General features: G+C 57.5%; 17 protein-coding genes. 10 read left to right on the top strand and 7 right to left on the bottom strand.

Annotation, left to right across the window (positions count from 1 at the left end):
- Window positions 1–55: 55 nt before the first annotated feature.
- Complete coding sequence (locus AC13C0_RS04065; protein ID WP_341582617.1) at window positions 56–1,348, bottom strand: ATP-grasp domain-containing protein; 1,293 nt, start codon at window positions 1,346–1,348, stop codon at window positions 56–58.
- Window positions 1,349–1,594: 246 nt separating this feature from the next.
- Here AC13C0_RS04065 and AC13C0_RS04060 point away from each other — a divergent pair, with 246 nt between their 5' ends.
- A complete protein-coding gene (locus AC13C0_RS04060; RefSeq protein WP_341582616.1) occupies window positions 1,595–3,058 on the top strand; it encodes a hypothetical protein in 1,464 nt (487 codons plus the stop codon).
- Between the two features lie 88 nt (window positions 3,059–3,146).
- Window positions 3,147–4,517, top strand: a complete 1,371-nt coding sequence (locus AC13C0_RS04055) for a hypothetical protein (protein ID WP_341582614.1) — start codon at window positions 3,147–3,149, stop codon at window positions 4,515–4,517.
- A gap of 33 nt (window positions 4,518–4,550) precedes the next feature.
- On the opposite strand, the gene AC13C0_RS04050 is transcribed toward AC13C0_RS04055, so the two are convergent.
- Both AC13C0_RS04050 and AC13C0_RS04045 read right to left on the bottom strand, forming a co-directional pair.
- On the bottom strand, window positions 4,551–5,882 hold the full coding sequence (locus AC13C0_RS04050) for a sensor histidine kinase (RefSeq protein WP_117618250.1): 1,332 nt from the start codon (window positions 5,880–5,882) through the stop codon (window positions 4,551–4,553).
- Window positions 5,872–6,537 carry a response regulator gene (locus AC13C0_RS04045; RefSeq protein ID WP_039881786.1) on the bottom strand — a complete coding sequence of 222 codons (666 nt, stop codon included), beginning with the start codon at window positions 6,535–6,537 and terminating at the stop codon, window positions 5,872–5,874. Before AC13C0_RS04045 ends, AC13C0_RS04050 begins: the two co-directional genes overlap by 11 nt.
- Window positions 6,538–6,736: 199 nt before the next feature.
- On the opposite strand from AC13C0_RS04045, the gene AC13C0_RS04040 reads away from it, so the two are divergent.
- The 6 genes from AC13C0_RS04040 (at window position 6,737) to AC13C0_RS04015 (ending at window position 11,956) form a co-directional block, all read left to right on the top strand.
- Window positions 6,737–7,288 carry a cupredoxin domain-containing protein gene (locus AC13C0_RS04040; protein WP_482953986.1) on the top strand — a complete coding sequence of 184 codons (552 nt, stop codon included), beginning with the start codon at window positions 6,737–6,739 and terminating at the stop codon, window positions 7,286–7,288.
- 95 nt (window positions 7,289–7,383) lie between these two features.
- Complete coding sequence (locus AC13C0_RS04035; protein WP_341582611.1) at window positions 7,384–9,174, top strand: copper resistance system multicopper oxidase; 1,791 nt, start codon at window positions 7,384–7,386, stop codon at window positions 9,172–9,174.
- Window positions 9,171–9,920, top strand: a complete 750-nt coding sequence (locus AC13C0_RS04030; RefSeq protein ID WP_117618246.1) for a copper resistance protein B — start codon at window positions 9,171–9,173, stop codon at window positions 9,918–9,920. Before AC13C0_RS04035 ends, AC13C0_RS04030 begins: the two co-directional genes overlap by 4 nt.
- A gap of 157 nt (window positions 9,921–10,077) precedes the next feature.
- Complete coding sequence (locus AC13C0_RS04025; RefSeq protein WP_117618245.1) at window positions 10,078–10,431, top strand: hypothetical protein; 354 nt, start codon at window positions 10,078–10,080, stop codon at window positions 10,429–10,431.
- 11 nt (window positions 10,432–10,442) lie between these two features.
- Complete coding sequence (locus AC13C0_RS04020) at window positions 10,443–10,829, top strand: DUF302 domain-containing protein (protein WP_117618244.1); 387 nt, start codon at window positions 10,443–10,445, stop codon at window positions 10,827–10,829.
- Between the two features lie 53 nt (window positions 10,830–10,882).
- Window positions 10,883–11,956: a YncE family protein gene (locus AC13C0_RS04015; protein ID WP_341582609.1), complete on the top strand. Its 1,074-nt coding sequence runs from the start codon at window positions 10,883–10,885 to the stop codon at window positions 11,954–11,956.
- Window positions 11,957–12,087: 131 nt separating this feature from the next.
- Here the strand turns inward: AC13C0_RS04015 and AC13C0_RS04010 are convergent, their stop codons facing one another.
- The 4 genes from AC13C0_RS04010 to AC13C0_RS03995 all read right to left on the bottom strand — a co-directional run bounded on the left by AC13C0_RS04010 (window position 12,088) and on the right by AC13C0_RS03995 (window position 18,206).
- The gene (locus AC13C0_RS04010; protein ID WP_117618242.1) at window positions 12,088–15,285 is read right to left on the bottom strand and encodes an efflux RND transporter permease subunit; all 3,198 of its coding nucleotides are present in this window, start codon (window positions 15,283–15,285) and stop codon (window positions 12,088–12,090) included.
- 15 nt (window positions 15,286–15,300) lie between these two features.
- Complete coding sequence (locus AC13C0_RS04005; protein WP_341582607.1) at window positions 15,301–16,482, bottom strand: efflux RND transporter periplasmic adaptor subunit; 1,182 nt, start codon at window positions 16,480–16,482, stop codon at window positions 15,301–15,303.
- A gap of 13 nt (window positions 16,483–16,495) precedes the next feature.
- Window positions 16,496–17,737, bottom strand: coding sequence for a TolC family protein (locus tag AC13C0_RS04000; RefSeq protein WP_117618240.1), 1,242 nt, complete (start codon window positions 17,735–17,737; stop codon window positions 16,496–16,498).
- 103 nt (window positions 17,738–17,840) lie between these two features.
- A complete protein-coding gene (locus AC13C0_RS03995; protein ID WP_117618239.1) occupies window positions 17,841–18,206 on the bottom strand; it encodes a hypothetical protein in 366 nt (121 codons plus the stop codon).
- A gap of 321 nt (window positions 18,207–18,527) precedes the next feature.
- Here AC13C0_RS03995 and AC13C0_RS03990 point away from each other — a divergent pair, with 321 nt between their 5' ends.
- Window positions 18,528–19,886, top strand: a complete 1,359-nt coding sequence (locus tag AC13C0_RS03990; RefSeq protein ID WP_341582790.1) for an IS1182 family transposase — start codon at window positions 18,528–18,530, stop codon at window positions 19,884–19,886.
- A 211-nt stretch (window positions 19,887–20,097) separates the two neighbouring features.
- A complete protein-coding gene (locus tag AC13C0_RS03985) occupies window positions 20,098–20,859 on the top strand; it encodes an outer membrane lipoprotein-sorting protein (RefSeq protein WP_227539489.1) in 762 nt (253 codons plus the stop codon).
- Window positions 20,860–20,863: the final 4 nt, after the last annotated feature.

Genomic DNA, 20,863 nt, shown 5'->3' with positions numbered 1-20,863 from the left:
TGAAAAGCCCCCCAACCTTATTCTCACTGGGTGAAGACTGACTGAGAGGTAATCTTCACACCTGAAAGACCGGTGCGAACCCACCTCCGGGCGTGCGGAAGTTGGTTGTCTGACCCTGATATATACGTGCAGCGGCAAGCAGACTTTTGCCAGCGTATGTGTACAGGCGAATGTCGACTTTTCTGGTGGCCACGGCATCGTCAATTCTCAGGGTTCGTTCTCCTGCGGGAACCAGGTCCTGTGCGATATAACCGCCATTCAGAATGTTTTCGAAAACGCGCCGGGTCACTTTGTCGCCCCGGTAGACGCCCTTGCTGCCATGGCCCGCAACCGGCTTGAAGAACAGTTGGCGCCTGGCACTCCACAACTCAGCCGCGTCATTCCTCGAAACCTGCCTGGTTCTCGGCACGGCCCTCTCCAGATAGTCTGCATCCGCCTCATTTAGCCCCCAGTCCCGTAGCGACTGGGGAGCGGATAGCAGGGTCAGGTTTCGCTTGTCAGCCAGCACGGCGTGCACATGGGGGTTGGGTGTTACCACCGCCGCGCCGTCCAGATACGCATGCCTGAGCGTCGCATGGGACGGGGCGTCCAGTGCGAAATCCACCAGCCGGTTGTACACCATGTCAATGGGCTTGCCACAGGCTGTCAACGTGCCGCTGGCATACTCAAGCTCCGAGGGATCGAGTATCAACGTCTCAATTCCTTTCGCCTGGAGAAGCTGTTGGGCCAACCGGAACTCGGGGAACATAAACTGGGTCTTCGGGGCATCATCCACAATGGCCAGGCGGCTGGGTACGGAATTGGCATGCTGTCTTTGCCACTCCCGGCTGAACATTGTGAACACCGCGTCCTCGAACCCATCGAGCGCCCGATGGGTTGCGGCGGTCGGTTGAGATGGGTCACAGCATCGGTGCTGGGCCCTCGCCAGCACAACGTTCAGAAACGCACCGCCGGCATTGGTGTTGATCTCGATCAGCCGGGGGCCGTCGGGGCCCAGATGAAAGTCATAGCCCATGAACGCCCCTATGGGGCCGGGATCGAAGCGTGCGATTTCCGGTGCCCAGGACAGTACACGCTCAAGGTACGACGGAAGTTCGGTGGCTGATTCGATCGCCTGAACGATCCGTTCCATCGTCGCTATGTCGGCCCGGGGGACGAAAACCGGTGTGTTTGAAAAAAGATGGTGGAGTTCGGAGACCGTGGATGGTTCGTTTCCAGCGTCCGCCAACTGAGTCAGCAGGCTTTTGTCGAGGGCTTTGCGGTCGAGAGTGACGCAGTAGCACTGTTGGTTAAGTCGATCCGCGTGGGTATTGGCCGTCCGTTGGTAACCGTGGGTCGAGTCTTGCATCTGGAGCCCGTAGCTGAGGTGGGTTGTTCGGCGTGTGGAAGCGGGTGTCAGTTATCATAAACGGTCTGGACTATAGTGTCGGCATTAATCCTCGTCAAACAGATGCCAGACAACGGTTTTTAGGTCTGTTTCAGTTTACAGTTTGAGCTTTCTTTGCTATACCTCTGACAGGCTGGAGAATTCGGCCGTTACCAGATAACAAAATCTCATATAAAAAATCTCGTATAAAGAGACGTCGGAGGAACAATGAAAATAACAGGAAAACGCATCGGTCAGGGGTGTTTGGGCGCGTTGCTCGCCGTAAATGGGGTTCCCGCTGCCATGGCTTTGGAAGTGCCCACGTCATCGGGCGTGAAACTGGACATAATTACCCAGGGCAAGTTTCAGCCAACTTACTTTTCCAACTTTGATATGGACAGCAGTAAGGAGGATGGTGCCACGGGGACGTCTGCCGGTGCTGTTCAGGTGGGCGATGAGCACGTCAGGGCGGAAGTGAGGCTTGGTGTTGTCGCCACCGGTAAGAACTGGACCGGGAAGCTACTCCTTGAAAACGACTTTGCCCTGGACGCCAATTCCGTTGACCGTGCATACCGTGGTGAGCGGTTTGGCCTGGAGCAGGCTTACTTTACCTATACCTTTGATCCGGCCTTCACCGTTCAGGGTGGCTGGACCTTCAAGAATCTCGACATGGCCTCCGGGGGGCTGCTGTACGGCGACGACCACCCGCTGTTCGGCGCCACCGGAAAGACCTCCTGGGGCGGTTACGACATTTACTGGATGCCAATCAACGATGGGTTGATCTCGCGGACAAATCCGACTCCTACCATAGCTCAGGTTAACGGGCAGGAGGACTGGGATGTCTATGCCTCGAAGTTTGATATCGACCTGGGGGGTGGCAGTCGAATCTCGCCAATCCTGACGTTTAGTGATAATCAGCAGCAGAACGCCGTGGCGACCTATTTCGGTGTGGAGTACATTGGCAATATCGGAGCCCTGAAAATCCGCGCCGAAGTGCTAGGGGTAACGGGAAGCTTCAATGGCGGGTCATCCACGCTTGAGAATGGTACAGTGGTTGATAATTCCAACTCTGACATCAGCGCCTTTGCGGGTTACGCGAGCGTCGAGTACCCGGTTAGTGAAGCCTTCAATCCCTTTATCGCACTCCGGGTGGCGAGCGGGGATGACGATCCGACCGACAACGACGTAGAAGGCTGGTTGGGGATTACCGATATTGGCCGGTATTCGCCGCTGATCGGTATCGATGGTCAGTTCATGGGCTGGCAGCCTAACTCCAACCGGGCTATTGCCTCGGGTCTCTTTGGTGTGGCCCTTGATCAGGCCGGTCCTGGAGGAGCGGGTTACGGTGGTATATCCAACGCGGGTACCGGTAACAACCCGGGGCAGATCATGCTGTCGTTCGGAAGCTCCGGCAACCTTGCGGCAATCTCGCCGAAGCTGTCCTACCAGGCGCAGATCTTCCCGATGTGGTACCAGCAGACCGGGGGGCTTGAATCGCTCAGCACCGCCAGTGGCTCGGTGGACAGTTTCGCCGGTACCGAGCTGGACGTAGCCGTGAAATACCAGGCCAATGAGTACTTTGCGCCAAGGCTGGTGCTTTCCAGCTTCCTGCCGGGTAAGGGCGTTGAGGATGCGACCGGTGGAGATGATGCGGCCTATGTCGCAATGCTTGAGCTTAACTGGAATTACTAAAAGCTAGAGAGATTTTGTCAATTTATCGCAAAACGATTGAGGCCCGCCGTAACCGGCGGCCTCAATTTCTTTTTTTAAGGGGCATATTGTGAAACGAGTTCTGGCCTTTCTTGTCTTTTTATTCGTGTTGCCGAATGCCCTGGCCGAGGGCTACGACCTTCCTCTGGATTCACTGTCGGAATGGACTGGAAAAAAAGCCATTAGTGTTGTTTCGAATGTGCCGGATCTGGATAAAGATACAGAATTCCTGGCGCTGTTGGGGCGCCTTAGTGTTAGGGGGTTTGATGTTAATTTCGGTCGTTCCGGATTTTCCGATGAAGGGCTTGTTCTGGAAGTTCTTGAAGTAAATGATAAAATTGCGATCTCCATTAAATCCGCTGACTCACAGAAATACTTGCTTTCAACGTTTGTTGATCAGGCGCAACAGGCAACTTCAGTCACTGATTTCAGTACTTCTCCACAGAGAATTCTACCGTTGCCGGCAGGTTTTAATCCAGAGAGGGTTGAAGCGCTGCCTGGGTCAGCCCGTGCGGATAGCCGACTGATTTTTCTTTCCAATGCAACGCTGGCGTTGGGGTCACTCAAGGACGGTAATATACAGGTAATTGATAAACTCCAATCAGACATCAAAAACTCGAAAGCGATTTACCTTTCCATTGGCCAGTCAGACTCAGATCCGAATCCTGAGATTGCAGTGGTATGGGGGCAGGATCGGGACATCTCAGGCAAGGGGCAATACACGAAGATCTACTCTCAACTTTTCGAGGTCTCTGGGGAGGAGCTGCGGGAAGAAACTGAAAAAACAGAGAATGTTGCCATAAGGTTTATTAATAACCAGTTGCATGTCCAGCGATATGAATTGCTTGCCGGAGACATCGGGAAACTGATGGTTGCCTCTGTGAAGGGTTCAGGGATCGGAGCTGGCGAAGAGAGTTCGTCGCTTTCTGACAGAGAAATCTTTTCAGTTTTCCCCATCGACGACGCTACGAGGATCAGTGTCGCTGAAAGCTATCTTGAACTGCAGTCTCCCGGTGGGAAGCCTTTCCCCAGGCTTGAGTTGGGTAGAGTTTCTTTGCCGAGGGTCGCTATGCCATTAAAGGAGAGGAAAATCGTTACTACTCCCGATTACGCTTATTCCGTCAACGAACAATACCTTTCTATTCCCCGGAAGGTTATGGCTGAGGAGGGGGAGGTTATAACCTTTCTGAGAAAGCGCAGGGGGGCTTTTGCAGGGTTAACGTCCGCTTCAGGATCGGATGTAATGGTTAGCGCAAGTTGGGATAGAAGTTCGCCGGGCGCTGGGTTCTCGATTACTCCAATTCGTGAGATTAATTCCTTTGTGATCGATTTTTCATACGTGATAACTGGAGACGAATCGATATTGGTCGTTCTGGCTAATGAGGAGAGTGACAGTCAGGGAGCTAGCCACATATACATATACAGTGTCCCGTCTGGCTAATTCGTCGACCCTTTAAAAGCGTCAGATAGAGGGTCAATTAGGAATCTCGACAGTCACTTGCAAGCCACCACCAGAAGCTGTTGAGAAGGTAACGTGCCCACCGTAACGCTCAACGATTTCTCTCGCTATGGCGAGCCCAAGGCCGTGCCCCGGTGTTTGTTCGTCCAGACGTAGCCCGCGCTGACCCAGGCTGGTCATTTCGTTTTCGTTGACTCCTGGGCCATCATCGGTCACGACCATGCGAGTTAACCCGTTGTCTTGTGATAAGGAAAGTTCAACGTAACCGTTCGACCATTTTCCCGCGTTATCCAGCAAATTTCCCAGGATCTCGTTCAAATCATGCTCTTCAACCGGCCAGCGGCTTTCCTCGGGAAGGGCGCTGGACAGCTCAAAGGATTTTTCCGGGTACAAACGGCCTAGCATCCAAAGAAGATCCCGGGCCTGCTTCAAGGGGTACGCACTTTTTCCAACCTGCGGGCCGGCGAAACGACTGCGCCGCATTTCCGCTTCAAGCTGTTTGTCGATGTCATTCAGCCGGGCTGCCATCTGGTGTCTCAGATCGTTGTTTAGAGGGTGGCTTTTGTCGTCCAGAATCTGCCGGACAGCTGCGATGGGTGTTTTAACGCTGTGGGACAAGTTTGCCAGGGCGTCTCGTGAGCGCTCCAGTCGCTGATCCAAAGAGTCGAGCAACTGGTTGAGCTGCTCCACAAGGGGCTGAAACTCCTCGGGAGACTGGACGTCAATACGCGAAATTTTGCCATCCTGGAGCCTTTTTAGTGCAGCCTTGAGTGTTACAACAGGGCGCATGGATAGGGTAATGCCGAACCAGATCACGGCGACCAGAAGCAGTATCAGCAAAACGGAGACGATGGCAGTCCAGGCATGCAGTTCTGCCTGACTGCGTTTCAATGCGCCGAGATCCTCGGAGACAATCACAGTGATAGGCGTTTCGCCTACCTGGAAGGATTTTCGATAGGCAAGGATATCCGAGGGTGCGTCAGCTATTTCTGTGTCGTGCACCCGAAGGGTTCCGTCATTGCCGGACTCAATCAAGGGCGTTAAAAGAGGCGCCCAGGCCTCGGGCGAAATGATTGTCCCGGAGGGCGACCGTATGGCAAAGGCGTGATGGAAGACATCCTGGAAGTAATCACCGGTCTGGAGCGTATCCACGCGACCATTCGACGTGCGAATCTGGTGTACAAGGAACGCGACTTCGTCCTTGAGCCTGCTTTCAACGAATTCCCTGGACATCCGTTCCAGCAACAAGCCGTGCACCAGCCACGCAAGAACCATCAGGCCAATGCTGGCCGGCAATAGCAGGGCAAGCAGAGTTCCCTTGACTGACGCTGGTTTCCTATGAAACATCGTTGAACAGATACCCCTGGCCGCGCCGTGTTGAGATGGTTTTGGGGCCTACCAGCTTCCTTAGCCTCCGGATATAGGCCTCGATGACGTTTTCACTCGGGTTGTCATTAAGGTTGTAAAGCTGTTCCATCAGCTGCTCTTTCGAGAAAACCTGGCCAGGCCGGCTCATCAGGCAGCGCAACAGGCGGAACTCGGTGCCTGTCAGGGGGTGTTCCGTGCCTCCCTCCAGTTTCAGGCTCTGGCGATTCTCGTCCAATTCAAAGCGGCCGGCCTTTACCAGGGAATGGACTCTTCCTTCGCTTCGACGCACTATGGCGTTAAGGCGGGCGATCAGCTCTTCGGTCTGGAAGGGCTTGGCCAGGTAGTCGTCTGCCCCGGCCTTTAGACCATTGACCTTATCATGCCAATCGTCCCTTGCAGTCAAAATCAATACAGGAAAGCTGACGCGGTTCGCTCGCCATTTTTTCAGCACATCCAGACCGTTACCATCGGGCAAGCCCAGGTCTAATATGCTTATCCGGTAATCCTCCTGCTCGCCAAGAACGATAGCCTCTTTCGCCGTGTAGGCGGCATCCACACTGAACCCTGATTTCTCTAATTGGCGTGTGAGGCCTTGTGACAGCAAACGATCATCTTCGACCAATAGTAATCGCATAGTTGTTCCTTTCCAGTGGCAATATGATCGGCGCAGTCTCGCTGAAACGCCTGAATTCAGCCTGAATAATAATTATTTTGGTATTTTCAGCAAGAATTCAGGTTGGTGAGTGATGGTATCAACCGATTCTGGACATTGCTCAATTTTCGGGGCAAGACGCCACAGGCGTTTACTATAAATCACTACAGGAGAAGATGGGATGAAAGCATCAAAGTTCTTGGTGGCGGCAGCCGCGATCTCGATGTCCGCAACGGCGTTTGCCGCGGGTGCTCACGGTGACGGGCATGGCGACGAGCATGGTGGCGGGCACGGTGCCGGCAACGGCGAACCGGGAAAGGCCTCGGAAGCCTCCCGGACTATCACCGTGGAAATGCATGACAACTACTACGAGCCGGACTCGATTGACGTGAAGCCCGGCGAAACCGTGCGCTTCGTAGTGCAGAACAAGGGTAACCTGGTTCACGAATTCAATATCGGCACGCCCGCCATGCACCAAGCCCATCAGAAGGAAATGATGATGATGGTTGAGCACGGGATTATCCAGGGCGGCACGCTCAATCGCGACATGATGGAAATGGATATGGGGAATGGCAAGGCCATGAAACACGACGATCCGAACAGCGTATTGCTGGAGCCGGGACAGAGCAGGGAAGTGGTCTGGAAGTTTTCCGATAAAGGCGATATCGAGTTTGCCTGCAACGTGCCCGGGCACTATCAGGCCGGCATGTATGGCGAAGTGGATTTCGACTGATCCCTTTCTGATCAATCGTACCCGCCGCGCCGGCGAAATCCTCGGCCTGGCGGGCATTCCTCATAGACTGTTACGTAGTCGGGAAAATCAAAACCATGAACACAACCCTTTTGGCAGGCCTTGCGGCTCTGCTGTTGCCGGTGATCGGCCTGGCAGGGGAATACAGCCTGACAGTAGATCGGGTAAAAATCGATACCGGCGACTTTGTCAAAACGGGTATCGGATACAATGGCAAATCCCCCGGGCCGGTTCTGCGCTTCAGGGAAGGCGAAGAGGTTTCCATCAATGTGACCAATAACCTCGATGAGATGACCTCCATTCACTGGCACGGGCTGATCCTTCCCTTCGATCAGGACGGCGTGCCCGGTATCAGTTTCCCCGGAATCAAGCCGGGAGAAACCTTTACCTACCAGTTTCCCATCCAGCAGACGGGTACCTACTGGTTTCACAGCCACTCCGGCTTCCAGGAGCCTGACGGTGCTTACGGTGCCATTGTCATCGAACCCGAGGGGCGTGAGCCGTTCCGTTACGACCGTGAGTACGTGGTTCAGCTGACCGACAAACACCCGCACTCCGGTGACCGCATCATGCGGAACCTGAAAATGATACCCGATTACTACAACCGCAAGCAGCAAACGGTGGGTGAGTTTTTTTCGGACGTTTCTGAAAATGGCCTGATGAATACGGTCCGGGACCGGATGGCCTGGGGTAACATGCGCATGATGAAAGCGGATGTCGAGGACTTGCAGGGCTTTACCGGTCTGATCAACGGCAAGGGGCCGGAGCAGAACTGGACCGGCCTCTTCGAACCGGGGGAGCGCATCCGGCTGCGTTTCATCAACTCCTCGGCGATGACGTATTTTGACGTTCGGATTCCCGGCCTGGATATGACGGTTGTGCAGGCAGACGGCAATAACGTACAGCCGGTCAATGTCGCCGAATTCCGGATCGGCGTGGCAGAAACCTACGATGTGATTGTCCGCCCCAGGGAGGCGCAGGCCTACACCATCTTCGCTGAGTCCATGGGCCGTTCGGGCTATGCAAGAGCAACGCTGGCTCCGGAAGAAGGAATGGAAGCCGCCGTTCCCCAACTGCGTGAGCCTGCGCGCCTGACCATGGCCGATATGGGCGGCATGCCCGGTATGGACCACGGTAGCATGGCGGGCATGGACCACGGCAGTATGGATATGAGCGGTACCGACGGCATGTCCGGTATGGGCGACCCGTCCATGAAGGGGATGGATCACTCCGGTATGGCCGGTATGGATCATTCGAACATGCAGGAGATGGATCATTCGGGCATGGCGGGCATGGCGGGCATGGACCACGATTCCATGGAGATGCCCAAAGGTGGCGCGAGCGATCCGTTCTACGCGAAGGGCAGTGGCCTTGTGCCCGTGGCGGCGAATGGCGGCAAATTCCTGTCCTATGCAGACCTGAAAGCTCAAAACCCGCTGTATGAAGACCGGGAACCGACCCGGGAAATCGAGCTTCGACTGACCGGCAACATGGAGCGCTATATCTGGAGCATCAACGGCGTTAAGTACGAGGATGCGGATCCGATTCGTCTCCAGTACGGTGAGCGAGTCCGCTTCAAGTTTGTGAACGAAACCATGATGACCCACCCTATGCACCTTCACGGTATGTGGTCCATTCTCGAGGTCGGTGCAGGCCAGTGGAATCCCATCAAGCACACTGTCAGCGTACAGCCCGGAACCACAGTTTATATGGAAACCGAGGTTGATGAACCCGGGCAGTGGGCCTTCCATTGTCACCTGTCCTATCACGCGGCAGCCGGTATGTTCCGCAAGGTGATTGTTGAGGGTGGCCCGGAGTCGGCTCAGGCAAAGGCAGACGCCACGACCGAAGAAGGAGGTGATGCATGAGCCGTATCCGATTCCTGGGTGCCGTGAGCCTGCTTGTTTCGATCGGCTTCCCAACCGCGTTAGCGGCTCAGGAGATGATTTCCGACACCACCGCGCGTAAGCAGCCGCTCACGACCTGGGGTGTGCAGTTGGAGGAGTTTGAATACCGCTACAGTGACGATGATGAGGAGCTGGGAGTCTGGGATGCGGATTCCTTCTACGGCACCGACGATCTGAAACTCCGGTGGATTTCAAAAGGTGAGTACAGCCTGGAGGAGCGGGCCTACGAATCACTGGAAAATCAGCTGGTGGGGCAGGTGCCGATTTCCAGGTTCTTTGATGCCAAAGCCGGCGTCCGGTTCGACACGCCCGAGGGTCCGGACCGGACGTACGCGGTGCTCGGTGTTGTCGGGCTGGCGCCCCAGTGGTTTGAGATCGATGCGAACCTGTACATGAGTGACGAGGGCGACACATCCGCCGACCTGGATGCCGAATACGAGTGGCTGTTGACCAACTACTGGATCCTGTATGCGACTCTGGATGCGACGGTAGCGTTCAGCGAGGACCGGGAAATTGGCGTCGGCAAGGGGTTGGTGTCCACCGAAACCGGCCTCAGGTTGAGTTATGACCTGATTGACCGCACGTTCTCGCCCTATGTGGGTGTGGTGCACGAGCGCAAGTACGGCGATACCGCGGATTTCGCCAAAGCCGGGGGCGGTGGTACGGAAGACTGGTTTGCCGTGATCGGCGCCCGCATCGCGTTCTGATCGTGGGGCTGACGGGCCCGGGATACTCCCCGGGCCCGTTTCTGTCTACACTTTGATCTGGGTCAAGTCCACCTGGAATTTCCACCTGTATTCAGTCGCAGTTCAGGTTGGCATGGTGTGATAGAGGGTAGGTAGCGAGGCAACGAGGTGCACTCCCATGACCAAAGCACACAAAGCAAGTAATCAGGCGCAGTTTCTGTTGCGCCGAAAACTGACCGTCGAAGACCTTGGCGAGAGTGAGTGGGACGATTTTATCCACGAACTCAACCACCATCCCTGCGTCGATTTTGCCGAGCGCAAACCGGGCAACCAGCTGCATGTCACCTTCGATGGGACCCATTGGTCCACCGATGAGCTGCTGGAGCTGATCGAGCTCCATGGAGGCCGGTTGAAAGCGGGCTGGTGGACCCGGCGGAAACTGGCGTGGTATCGCTATACGGACGACAACGTCCGGGCCAATGCCAAGCATGAGCCGTTTTGCTGTTCTAAAATTCCACCCATGAAAAAATAACAGGAGGTTGTATGTCATACACTATCAATCGACTTGTCAGCAATGTGGGTTTCGAGGAGGTGGACAAACGAACGCGTCAGGCGCTTACCGATCACGGCTTCGGGGTGCTGACGGAAATTGACGTCAAGGCCACGATGAAGAAAAAGCTGGACAAGGATATGTCTGCGTACCGGATTCTCGGGGCCTGTAATCCAGGTATGGCCTGGGAAGCCATTGGCGTGGAGCCTCGTGTCGGCGCGATGCTGCCGTGTAACGTCATTCTTCGCGAAGTTGTGGAGGGTATCGAGGTCAGCGCGATAGACCCCGTGGCTTCCATGACCGCTATTGATAACGACGAGCTCAAGCAGGTTGCTGGAAAAGTCAGGGAAATGCTTTTAAAGGTTGTTGAATCGATTTGAGTGACCGAGAGAGATCTGATTCCCGTTGTATCCTGACCTGAGGAGGTGGTTTTATGAAACTCCAGGCGCGTAACCGGTGGCGCTCCTCGCTGGTAGCCACTGTCCTGATGAGCCTATCCCTGACGGCGATGGGAGACAGTGCCCGGGCATTCGTACCCATGGGGACGGCGGATTCCGTGGGCGTTATTGATCTGGAAAGTTACCAGATAACGTCGACGATCAGCGGGACCATCAATACCCATGGCTCGGCACTGACACCCGATGGCCGCTATCTGGTTGCCGGCAGCCTGACCGCTCACGACAGCCAGGAACCGGTCAGTCGCCCGGAGGGCGTGACGGAAGACGAACATGCCGCCCATCATGGGGGCGATGCGCCCGCTGCAACTCCGGAAGACGCCAATACCGGTCGGATCTATGTTGTCGATACCTCCACGAACGCGATTGCCCGCACGCTGGAGGTGCCTGGGCCGGTGCACCATGTCCTGGTGACCCCTGACGGTCGCTACGCTGTTTCCACGCATCCCATGGGCGGCGGTATCAGTGTGGTTGACCTGGAGTCCGGACAGCTGGTTGAAACCGTGGCGACGGGCCCGGCGCCCAACTACTTGGCAGCGACCGACAACGGTCAGTCCCTGCTGGTCAGCAATACCGGCAACGGCACGGTCAGCGAAGTGGATACCCGGCATTGGTTCGTCAAACGCAATCTTCGGGTTGGCGGTAGTCCGGAGCATATGGTGCTCGCCCCCGGCAACGAACGGCTTTATGTCAATGATGTCGACGCGGGCCAGGTTGTTGCCCTGGAGCTTTCCAAAGGCGCCGTGGCGGCAAGGTATGATGTCGGGGCGGAATCTCATGGCGTTGGCCTGAGCGCCGACGGCGGGATACTGTACGCAACCAGTAAGGGCGGCGACCGGGTCGTCCGGATCGATCTTGCCAGCGGGACCCGCCACAGCGTGTCACTGGCGCCGGCCCCCTACCATCTGGCGGTATCTCCCGGCAATGGCCGCCTGCTGGTTACCAGTCGTGCCGAAGGCAGGCTTTGGGTGCTCGATCCGGCATCCCTTGAAATTATTGACGAGATTGCGCTGAATGGCACCGGCCATCAGATTTCGATCCAGTCTCATTGACCGGGCCGGCGCAGGGCCTGAACCGGCGACCCATAACCCGACCATGGCGGGCGGATACCCGGGTATACCCCGCGTGGATTGATGGCAAACAGGCCTGCCGCCACCGGAACGGCAGCAGCAGGCTCAAAGGTTTATTCCCTGTCCTTTAACCTGCCTTTTGAAAACCAGGCAAACAACACCGGCAAGACAAACAGTGTCAAAAACGTGGCTGTCACCAACCCGCCCACGATGACACTGGCCAAAGGCTTTTGTATTTCCGCACCAACGCCATTGGAGAGCAGCATGGGGATTAGCCCCAGCGCCGAGGTGATGGCGGTCATCAACACCGGCCGAAGTCTTGAAACGGCCCCGTCAAACACGGCATCGGCAATGGTCAGACCGTCCGCAATCCGTTGGTTGATGCTTTCCACCATGACGACCCCGTTCAGCACGGCGACACCGAACAGGGTAATGAAGCCCACGGAACTGGGCACTGACAGGTACTGGCCGGAAACCCAGAGTGAAAATACGCCGCCAATCACGGCCAGCGGAACATTCACCAGGATCAGCATGGCCTGGCCAACCGAGCCAAAGGCAAAATAGAGCAGCAAGGCGATCAGTCCCAGCGAAACCGGCACCACCAGTGATAAGCGTTTTTGGGCCCGCTGCTGGTTCTCGAACTGGCCTCCGATATCCACGGAATAGCCGGTTGGCAGATCCACCTGCCCGGCAATCGCCTGACGAATATCTGCGACCACACTGCCCATGTCGCGCCCCTGGACATTGGCCTGTATCACCACCCGGCGCTGTACGTCATCACGACGCACCTGTGGCGGTCCCGATGCGATACCGACCGCGGCCACATCTCCGAGGCGCACCCAGGCACCCGACGGGGCCTGTAAGCGCAGGTCGGCAATGGCTTCGCGGTTCTCGCGAAAACGTTCGGCGAGGCGGACATAGATATCGTAGCGTTCGTTACCATTGATGATCTGGCCGGCACTGGCGCCACCCAGCCCTTCGCGCACCAGCTCCATCACGTCGCCCACAGCCAGGCCGTAACGGGACAAGGCACGGCGATCCGGTTTCACCACCAGTTGCGACTCACCGGCGATTTGTTCCATGGCCACATCGCGGGCACCTGCTATTTCCTTAACCACCGCTTCAATGGCCTGGCCCTTCTCGGCCAGCACGGTGAGATCAGGCCCAAACAGTTTGATGGCAAGCTGTGCTTTGACACCCGACAGCAACTCATCCACGCGGGTTGCGATAGGTTGCGAGAAGTTGAACAGCAAGCCCGGGTGTTGCTCCAGTTTCTGCTCCATCAACGACTGGAGTTCATAGCGGTTGTCGGCGCTGGTCCATTCCGGCACCGGTTTGAGGCCGATATATATCTCAATATTGTTGACGGGTTCAGGATCGCCACCGATTTCAGCCCGGCCAATACGCGACAGGGCATAGGTGACCTCCGGGAACTCCATCAGCATGGCCTCCAGCCTGGGGGCCACTTCCAGCGCGGTGTCCAGGCTGGAGGAGGGGGCGAGTGTCACGCGCAGGTTGATGGTGCCTTCCTCCAGTTCCGGCACGAACTCGGTGCCCAGGCGGGGCAGGACCAGCGCGGCGGACACCACCATGACAACGGCAATACCCACCACCAGTTTGCCGTGCCCCATCGCCCAGGTTAAACCCTTGCGATAGAGCAAATCGAGCGGCCTCAATACGAAGCTCTCGCGTTGCCGGACCCCGCTGCGAAAGAGGTAGGTCGCTAATGCCGGCACGATGATCAGGGCCACCAAAACCGCGGAGAGCATGGCCAGCATGATACTGATGGCCATGGGTTGAAACAGCTTGGCTTCGACACCCTCGAAACTGAACAGCGGCATGAAAACCACCAGAATGATGGCGGTCGCGAAAAAGATGGGGCGGGCCACCTCCTTGCCGGCCTCCTGCAGGCGCAAGGCAATGCCGTGGCGGTCATGGGCTGCATCAGCCGGGTCTTCGTCATCGGAACTCACCAGCGCTTTTCTATGGGTTTCATGCTCTGCATCCGGGTGGGTCAGATGTTTAAACATGTTCTCCACCATCACCACAGAGCCGTCCACCAACATCCCGATGGCCACCGCGATCCCTCCCAGGGACATCAGATTCGCTGACAGGCCAAACCACGACATAACCATCAAGGCGATACCAATTGAGATCGGGATTGAGATCAACACCAGAAAAGTGGCGCGCAGGTTCATCAGGAACAGCGCGAGGATCACCACGATGAAAACGAAAGCCAGCAACAGGGCATTGACGACGGTCCGCACCGCCTGGGTGATTAAATCGGCCTGGTCGTAAAATGCCTCGAAGCGGACACCTTCGGGCAATGCCTGGTTGATACGCCCGATGCGGTCATTGATTCCGTCGATGGTCGCCTTGGTATTGGCCCCCATGCGCTTGAGCACGATTCCGGACACCACCTCGCCGAGATTCTCCACCTCGCCGACGGCATTTTTGCGAGTCATGGTCACCGCGCCCTGGCGGATCTCGCTGCCCAGCGCCACCTGAGCCACGTCGGCTACGGTGATGGTGGTGCCGTCCACGGTTTTCAGCGGCACCTGGCGAATCTGCTCCAGCCCCTGCCCGCCATGATCCAGCCAGCCGGTACCCCGGATCACCAGTTGCTCCTGGCCCCGGTTCATATACCAGCCGCCGACATTGGTGTTGTTGCGCTCCAGCGCCGCCATAATGTCGTCCTGGCTGAGGCCGTAAGCCAATAGCCGGGATGGGTTCAGGTTGACCTGGTACTGGCGCACCTCACCGCCGAAAGAGAGTACATCGGTCACGCCCTCGGCCGGGATCAGCAGCAGCTTTACCACCCAGTCATTGAGGCTGCGCAGGGCCATGGCATCAAAACCTGCGCCCGGTTCGGCCACCAGCAGATACTGATAGACCTGACCGAGGCCGGAGGTATTCGGTCCCATTTCCGGCGTGCCAACCCCATCGGGAATCAGCTCCCTGGCGGCCTGAAGCCGCTCAAACACCAGTTGCCGGGCAAAATAGATGTCCGTGCCGCCCCTGAATACCACGGTGACGCCAGACAAGCCGGTCTTGGAAATGGAGCGCACTTCCTCGACGTCAGGCAGGGCATACATCACTGCTTCGATGGGGTAAGTTATGAGCTGCTCCACCTCTTCGGCGGCGAGCCCTGGCGCCTCGGTATTCACCGACACCTGCACGTTGGTCACATCCGGAAAGGCATCCAGGTTCAGTTTGGGAATAATAAAAACGGCACTGACCGTCAGTGTGATAAGCGCTATTACCACGAGCAACCGGTTGGTGACCGCCCAATCAATGATTCGGTTAAACATGGGGTCTCCTGCTGCTCAGTGGTTATGGGGGTCAAAGCCGCCCTTGGCGATCTGCGAGGCAACAAAGAACGCGCCCCTGGTTACGATACGGGTCCCCGGCCGGACGCCGGTGATTTCACGTAACTGCCCGAGTGCACGGCCCAACTCGACCTCCACCGGCTGGAACTCGCCGGGATGGTCTTCCACGAATACCGTCCAGTCCCCGTCCGCTGAGCGCATCAGCGCGGTTTCCGGTACCGCCAGCACGGGTTTTTGCGTGCGGAACCGGAAATACACCTCGGCAAACTGGCCCGGGTGCAGGCGGTGTTCCGGATTGTCCACCAGCAGGCGCACGGTGCGGGTGCGGGTGATGGGATCGATGGTGTGGGCCTCCTGCGTGACCGCGGCCGTTGCGCGTACATCGCCGGTTACGACGTCGGCCTGTGTTCCGGCACCCAGGGTCAGGGAGAGGTTAGCGGGCAGGTGGGCTTCCACCCAGAGCTGCTCTTCATCCGCCAGCGCAATCAACGGTGCGCCCGCCTCGATACGTTGGCCCTGCTCGAAATCGTCGGAAAGCACTGCGCCATCGATTTCGGCGCGCAGGGTATATTCTCCCAATGCCACGGATTGCGGTGACGCCAGCGATTGCAGATCCGAGTTGGACAGGCCGTAGGCCAGCAGCGTTGCCCGGGCCGCCTCAAGGCTGGCCTTGGCGCTGACATAACGCTGTTCCCCCACGGTTGTACGCCCCAGTTCCCGCACCCTTTGCCACTCGGACCAGGCCGTGCGGTAGCCGGCTTGTGCCTGTGCCACGCTCTCGCTGAACAGGGTGACCAGAGACTGACCTTGCTTGACGTGATCACCGAGTGCGACGTGTCGGCGCAGCACGACTGATGCTACCCGGGGTGATACCCGGTAGCTGGTGTAGCCGTTGGAGAGGACTTCCCCCGGCGCGTAAAGCCGATAATCGACCGGGCTGGCGGCAAGGGCCTCCACTTGGATATCCGCCCGCGTCATCTGCGCGGGATTCAAGGACGTGGAAGCGGCTTCCCCGTGACTTTCCTCGCGGTGATCGTCACCTTCACCCTGATCGCCATGGGCTGCGGCAGGCGTGGTTTTCTCGTACTCGTGGGCATGCCCCGACTCAGATTCCCTGGCAAGGCTTGCGGTTGCTGTCGCAAGACCAGCGACCAGAAGAGCTGTCAGTGTTTTGTTCATATTTGTCATCCTGTTATTCATTCGTTGGCGCTGTTGCGGGCATAGTCGCGCGCATCAGGCGGCCCGATTGCTGGAGCACCTCGGTGAGCGCAAGCCGTGTCTGTGTTGCCAATTCGATGCCTGAACGCAGGCTCTCGGCGCGCTGATTCAAGGCCAGCAGATAATCGGTGGTGGACAGGTCACCGCTGCGCCACTGGCGTTCCAGCAGTTCGGCGCTGTTCTCCACCCGCCCCCGGACGACGTCTTGCCAACGGCGGTATTGCTGTTCATAGCGCTGCCAGGCGGCGTAGGCGGCTTGCCAGTCAAAACGCTGCTTGCGGTAAACGGCCTGGAAGCGGGCTTCCGCCTCCAGCGCGGCGCGTTCGGCGGTGCGGGTCTCAAAGCGAAAGTTGTTGCGCACATTCAGCGGGATGGAGAAGGTCAGCCCGACAACGCTCTCGCCTTCATCACGACCGGCATTGAGCCCAACGGTCGGTTCCGCCCGGGCGCTACGCCGTGTCACCTCGGCTTCCTCCTTCAGCGACTGCCAGCGGGCGTGCGCGCTGGCCACCGCCGGATGCCCCAGCAGCTCCCGATCCGGGACAGGGCCTGGCGTGGACGGCCAGAAATCATCGGGAATGCCGCCCCGCTCCGGGGTCCACCGCGGCAGCAGCTCGCGTACCCTGGTTTCAGCCCTCTGCAAGGTGGCTTCCACCTCGGCGACCTGGGCCAACTGTTGCGACAGGGAAAGGAAGGTGAGTTCGGCATCGATGCTGCCCAGATCACCCGCCTGCTGGCGCTTCTCCACCAGTTCGAGCAGGGTGTTGAGTTGCTCCTGTTGCGCCTGGCTAATGGCCGCGGCGCGACTGGCCGACTGCCACTCAACCAGCGCGGCCACCGCCTCAGCGGTCTTGTCCAGTACTCGTTGCCGGTACAGCGCTTCGGCAGCGCTTCGCAGATAGCCCGCTTGCTGCCGTCTTGCGCCCCGTCTGTCCCACCAGTCGATGGTCTGCTGAACGCCGACGCGGTAGTTGTCGTCGTCGCCATTACGCTCCAGATCGGTGGACAGCTCCGGGTTGTAGATAGGCTGCTCCACCGCATCGGCACTGGCGTTGGAACCCAGCCATTGCTCGCGAGCGGCGAGCACGTCAGGGTGTTGTTGTACCTGGGATGCCAGCCAGGCGTCCCAGCCGGAAGTTTGTGCGTGGGCAAGCAGGGGCAGGACAAGCACGCACGCGCTCAGCAAGGCCTGCCAGGGCCAGTCAAATCGTCTCATAATGATAGTCCTGCGGTTCCATGATGTATCACCCTGGAATAAATGCCATTGTGGTGCTGTAGCCCTGGGCTACAGCGGCTGGTGACGCGCTTTTGCGATGTAATCAGGCGATGGGAGGGCGGAACAGGGAAGGGAAAATGCCGGAGGTGAGGTTGGCCTGATAGTCGGCTTGGCCGTTTCCTGAGAGCAAGACAGCCAGGTGTGAAGCCGCTCCGGTCAGGACCACTGCGCCCTGGACCTGGCCATGGCAATGGCAGCAATGGCGACAATCGTATAAAGACAGGTCGGGTTGGTTGGCGGTCTGCTTGGCGAGCTGGCTGTTGTTCGGGGTATCAGTGGGCGGGTGCGTATGGTCGAATTCCAGGTGTTCCGTCCCCGATTGATGAAACCTATGGGTGTCCGCCATGGCAACCGCCGATTGCAGGGCAATCAGTAAAGCCAGTAAACAGGTCAAATAATGGCGGATCATGAGAACGGAGAAATCCTTAAGCGGGCAGGCTCACTACACGAGTGTCGAAAGACCATCGGATTATAGACGAGATCCCGCTGCCGCTCCAAACAAGATTAAAACATCAACAATGCCAACGGGTTGGCCTGATTTTGGCTATAATTTCCAGCATCGGGTCCGGCCGTTTCGCCTAAAACTGTTAAATTTGTCGGTTCTTCCGCAGCAACCGGACTATTTGCTTGACCTTTGAGCACTCATACCTGCTAGCAGCCTGTCGGACTTAACCAAGCAGTATCGAAGTGAGATAATCAATACAACACGGGCCACAACCGGACTTCAATGATGGGACACTTTGTACTTGCCGATCGGGACACTGACTTTCTGCTTCCCCCTTCCATTCAGGATTGGTTGCCGGAGGATCACCTGGCCCGGTTTGTCGTTGAAGTGGTTGATCAACTCGATCTGTCTGCGCTCACCCGACAATACACGGGGCGCGGTTCGCGGGCCCATCATCCTGCCGTATTGCTCAGCTTGTTGATTTACGGATACGCGACCGGCGTTTTCTCCAGCCGCAAAATTGAACGAGCCACCCACGACTCGATTGCATTCCGTTATCTGGCGGCCAACACGCATCCTGACCATGACACGATTGCCACCTTCCGCCGGCGCTTCCTTCCTCAGATTGAGGCTCTGTTTGTCCAGGTTCTGCTGCTGGCTCGGGAAATGAATCTGGTGAAGCTGGGCCGGATCGCTCTGGATGGCACCAAGGTGAAAGCAAACGCCAGTAAGCACAAAGCATTGTCCTATGCACATGCCAAAAAGATCGAGGCACAACTCAAAGCGGAAGTGAGCGCACTTGCCGCCCAAGCTGAGGCGGCAGATCAGGTGCCGGTGGTTGAGGGTATGGATATCCCCGCTGAGATCGCTCGGCGTGAATCCCGGCTGGAAGCACTGGCTGAAGCGAAGCGGGCGATTGAGGCACGAGCGCAAGAGCGCTTTGAACAGGAGCAGGCTGACTACCAGCAAAAACAGGCCAAACGGCAGGCCCAGAGGGACGCCGGAAAAAAGCCTCGGGGCCGGGCGCCTAAACCACCGCAGCCCGGCCCTCGGGATACCGATCAGGTGAATCTGACTGATGAAGAATCGCGCATCATGCCCGTCTCCGGCGGCGGCTTTGAGCAGTGTTACAACGCTCAGGCCGGGGTGGATACCGAGACGATGCTGGTTATCAGTACGCACATGACCCAGGCGACAAACGACAAACAACAGATCGTTCCAGCCATCACCCGGATAGGAGCGTTGCCGAAGGCTCTCGGCACCGTTACGGATCTGCTGGCCGATACAGGGTACTTCAGCAAAGCCAATGTCCAGGCGTGCAGGGAGAAAAACATCCGGCCGTCACTGGCGGTGGCGCGTGATCAACACCACTTATCCGTGTTTGATCGGTTCGCACCCGATGATCCGGCGCCTGTCACGGACGACCCAGTGACACAGATGAAACACCAGTTAACAACCCAGTCCGGACGAGCACTGTATGCACTGCGAAAACAAACGGTGGAGCCCGTGTTCGGAATTATCAAACAGGTGATGGGCTTGAGACAGTTCTCGATGAGGGGACTGGAGAAGGTTGCGGGCGAGTGGACGTTAGCCACGCTGGCGTGGAATGTGAAGCGGATGAGCGTGTTGAAAATGGCGCAGTGAGGGCCTTTTCACCCGCCCAAAGGCCGATCTGGTGCACCTCAAGGTACCATAGAGGCCAACCTGGACTCTCTGATGACCACTAACGGCCAAACTCGGGAAGCCAAGCGAACAAGACAACTTTAAATAACGCCTGTCAGGTGCAAGTCCGACAGGCTGCTAGAAAGCAACAATAAGCAGAAAATAACGATAACCAGACAATCCGAGAACGCGTATGAGCCACAAATCGTTTACCCTTACTGCACTCATTTTGACCCTGGCGGTCTATTCCTTCCGGGCATTGGCCCAGGCTCCGGATGCTGAACAACTGGTGGCCGGCATGGAGGACACCCTCTGGTCCGACAGCAATCACGGCCGTTTCGCCATGCGGATCGAATCGGAGTACTGGACCCGCACTCTGGAACTGGAAGCCTGGATGGACCGCCCGGAGTACACGCTGATCCGCATTCACGCGCCCAAAAAAGAGGCTGGCATTGGCTCGCTGCGAATCGGCGATGCCATGTGGAATTACCTGCCCAAGGTTGATCGCACCATCAAGATCCCGCCATCGATGATGCTGCAGCCCTGGATGGGTTCAAACTTCAGCAACGACGATCTGGTCAAGGAAAGCTCGTTCGTTGAAGACTACACCCATGAGCTGGTCGAGACCGACGATTCGGGCGAGGTGCCTGTGTACCGGATCGTCTCGACGCCCCGGCCCGACGCGCCGGTGGTGTGGAGCCGTTTGGAATTCAGGATCCGCGCCGATGCTATCCCGGTGTCGGCTGCTTACTATGGCGAGCGCGACCAGGTCGTCAAGCGCATGACCTATGACCAGATCGAAACCATGGGCGGGCGCCGCATTCCCACCCGCTGGACGATGGTGGACGCCGATAACCCCGAGTCCCGCACGGTGATCACGATTGAGTCCATCGAATTCGACCTGCCGCTCGATGAGGCGCTGTTTTCATTGCGCCGCCTGCGCAACCCACAGTGAGGGC

The sequence above is a fragment of the Marinobacter sp. B-21 genome (assembly GCF_056857895.1).
Note: the sequence above shows the minus strand (reverse complement) of the source record. Positions and strands in the feature narration are given on the sequence as shown.

Coding starts and splice junctions, on each gene's coding strand:
- AC13C0_RS04020 (WP_117618244.1), top strand. CDS start 10,443: ATGTCATACACTATCAATCGACTTGTCAGCAATGTGGGTTTCGAGGAG.
- AC13C0_RS03985 (WP_227539489.1), top strand. CDS start 20,098: ATGAGCCACAAATCGTTTACCCTTACTGCACTCATTTTGACCCTGGCG.
- AC13C0_RS04045 (WP_039881786.1), bottom strand. CDS start 6,537: ATGCGATTACTATTGGTCGAAGATGATCGTTTGCTGTCACAAGGCCTC.
- AC13C0_RS04040 (WP_482953986.1), top strand. CDS start 6,737: ATGAAAGCATCAAAGTTCTTGGTGGCGGCAGCCGCGATCTCGATGTCC.
- AC13C0_RS04030 (WP_117618246.1), top strand. CDS start 9,171: ATGAGCCGTATCCGATTCCTGGGTGCCGTGAGCCTGCTTGTTTCGATC.
- AC13C0_RS04050 (WP_117618250.1), bottom strand. CDS start 5,882: ATGTTTCATAGGAAACCAGCGTCAGTCAAGGGAACTCTGCTTGCCCTG.
- AC13C0_RS03990 (WP_341582790.1), top strand. CDS start 18,528: ATGGGACACTTTGTACTTGCCGATCGGGACACTGACTTTCTGCTTCCC.
- AC13C0_RS04000 (WP_117618240.1), bottom strand. CDS start 17,737: ATGAGACGATTTGACTGGCCCTGGCAGGCCTTGCTGAGCGCGTGCGTG.
- AC13C0_RS04015 (WP_341582609.1), top strand. CDS start 10,883: ATGAAACTCCAGGCGCGTAACCGGTGGCGCTCCTCGCTGGTAGCCACT.
- AC13C0_RS04065 (WP_341582617.1), bottom strand. CDS start 1,348: ATGCAAGACTCGACCCACGGTTACCAACGGACGGCCAATACCCACGCG.
- AC13C0_RS04010 (WP_117618242.1), bottom strand. CDS start 15,285: ATGTTTAACCGAATCATTGATTGGGCGGTCACCAACCGGTTGCTCGTG.
- AC13C0_RS04005 (WP_341582607.1), bottom strand. CDS start 16,482: ATGAACAAAACACTGACAGCTCTTCTGGTCGCTGGTCTTGCGACAGCA.
- AC13C0_RS03995 (WP_117618239.1), bottom strand. CDS start 18,206: ATGATCCGCCATTATTTGACCTGTTTACTGGCTTTACTGATTGCCCTG.
- AC13C0_RS04025 (WP_117618245.1), top strand. CDS start 10,078: ATGACCAAAGCACACAAAGCAAGTAATCAGGCGCAGTTTCTGTTGCGC.
- AC13C0_RS04035 (WP_341582611.1), top strand. CDS start 7,384: ATGAACACAACCCTTTTGGCAGGCCTTGCGGCTCTGCTGTTGCCGGTG.
- AC13C0_RS04060 (WP_341582616.1), top strand. CDS start 1,595: ATGAAAATAACAGGAAAACGCATCGGTCAGGGGTGTTTGGGCGCGTTG.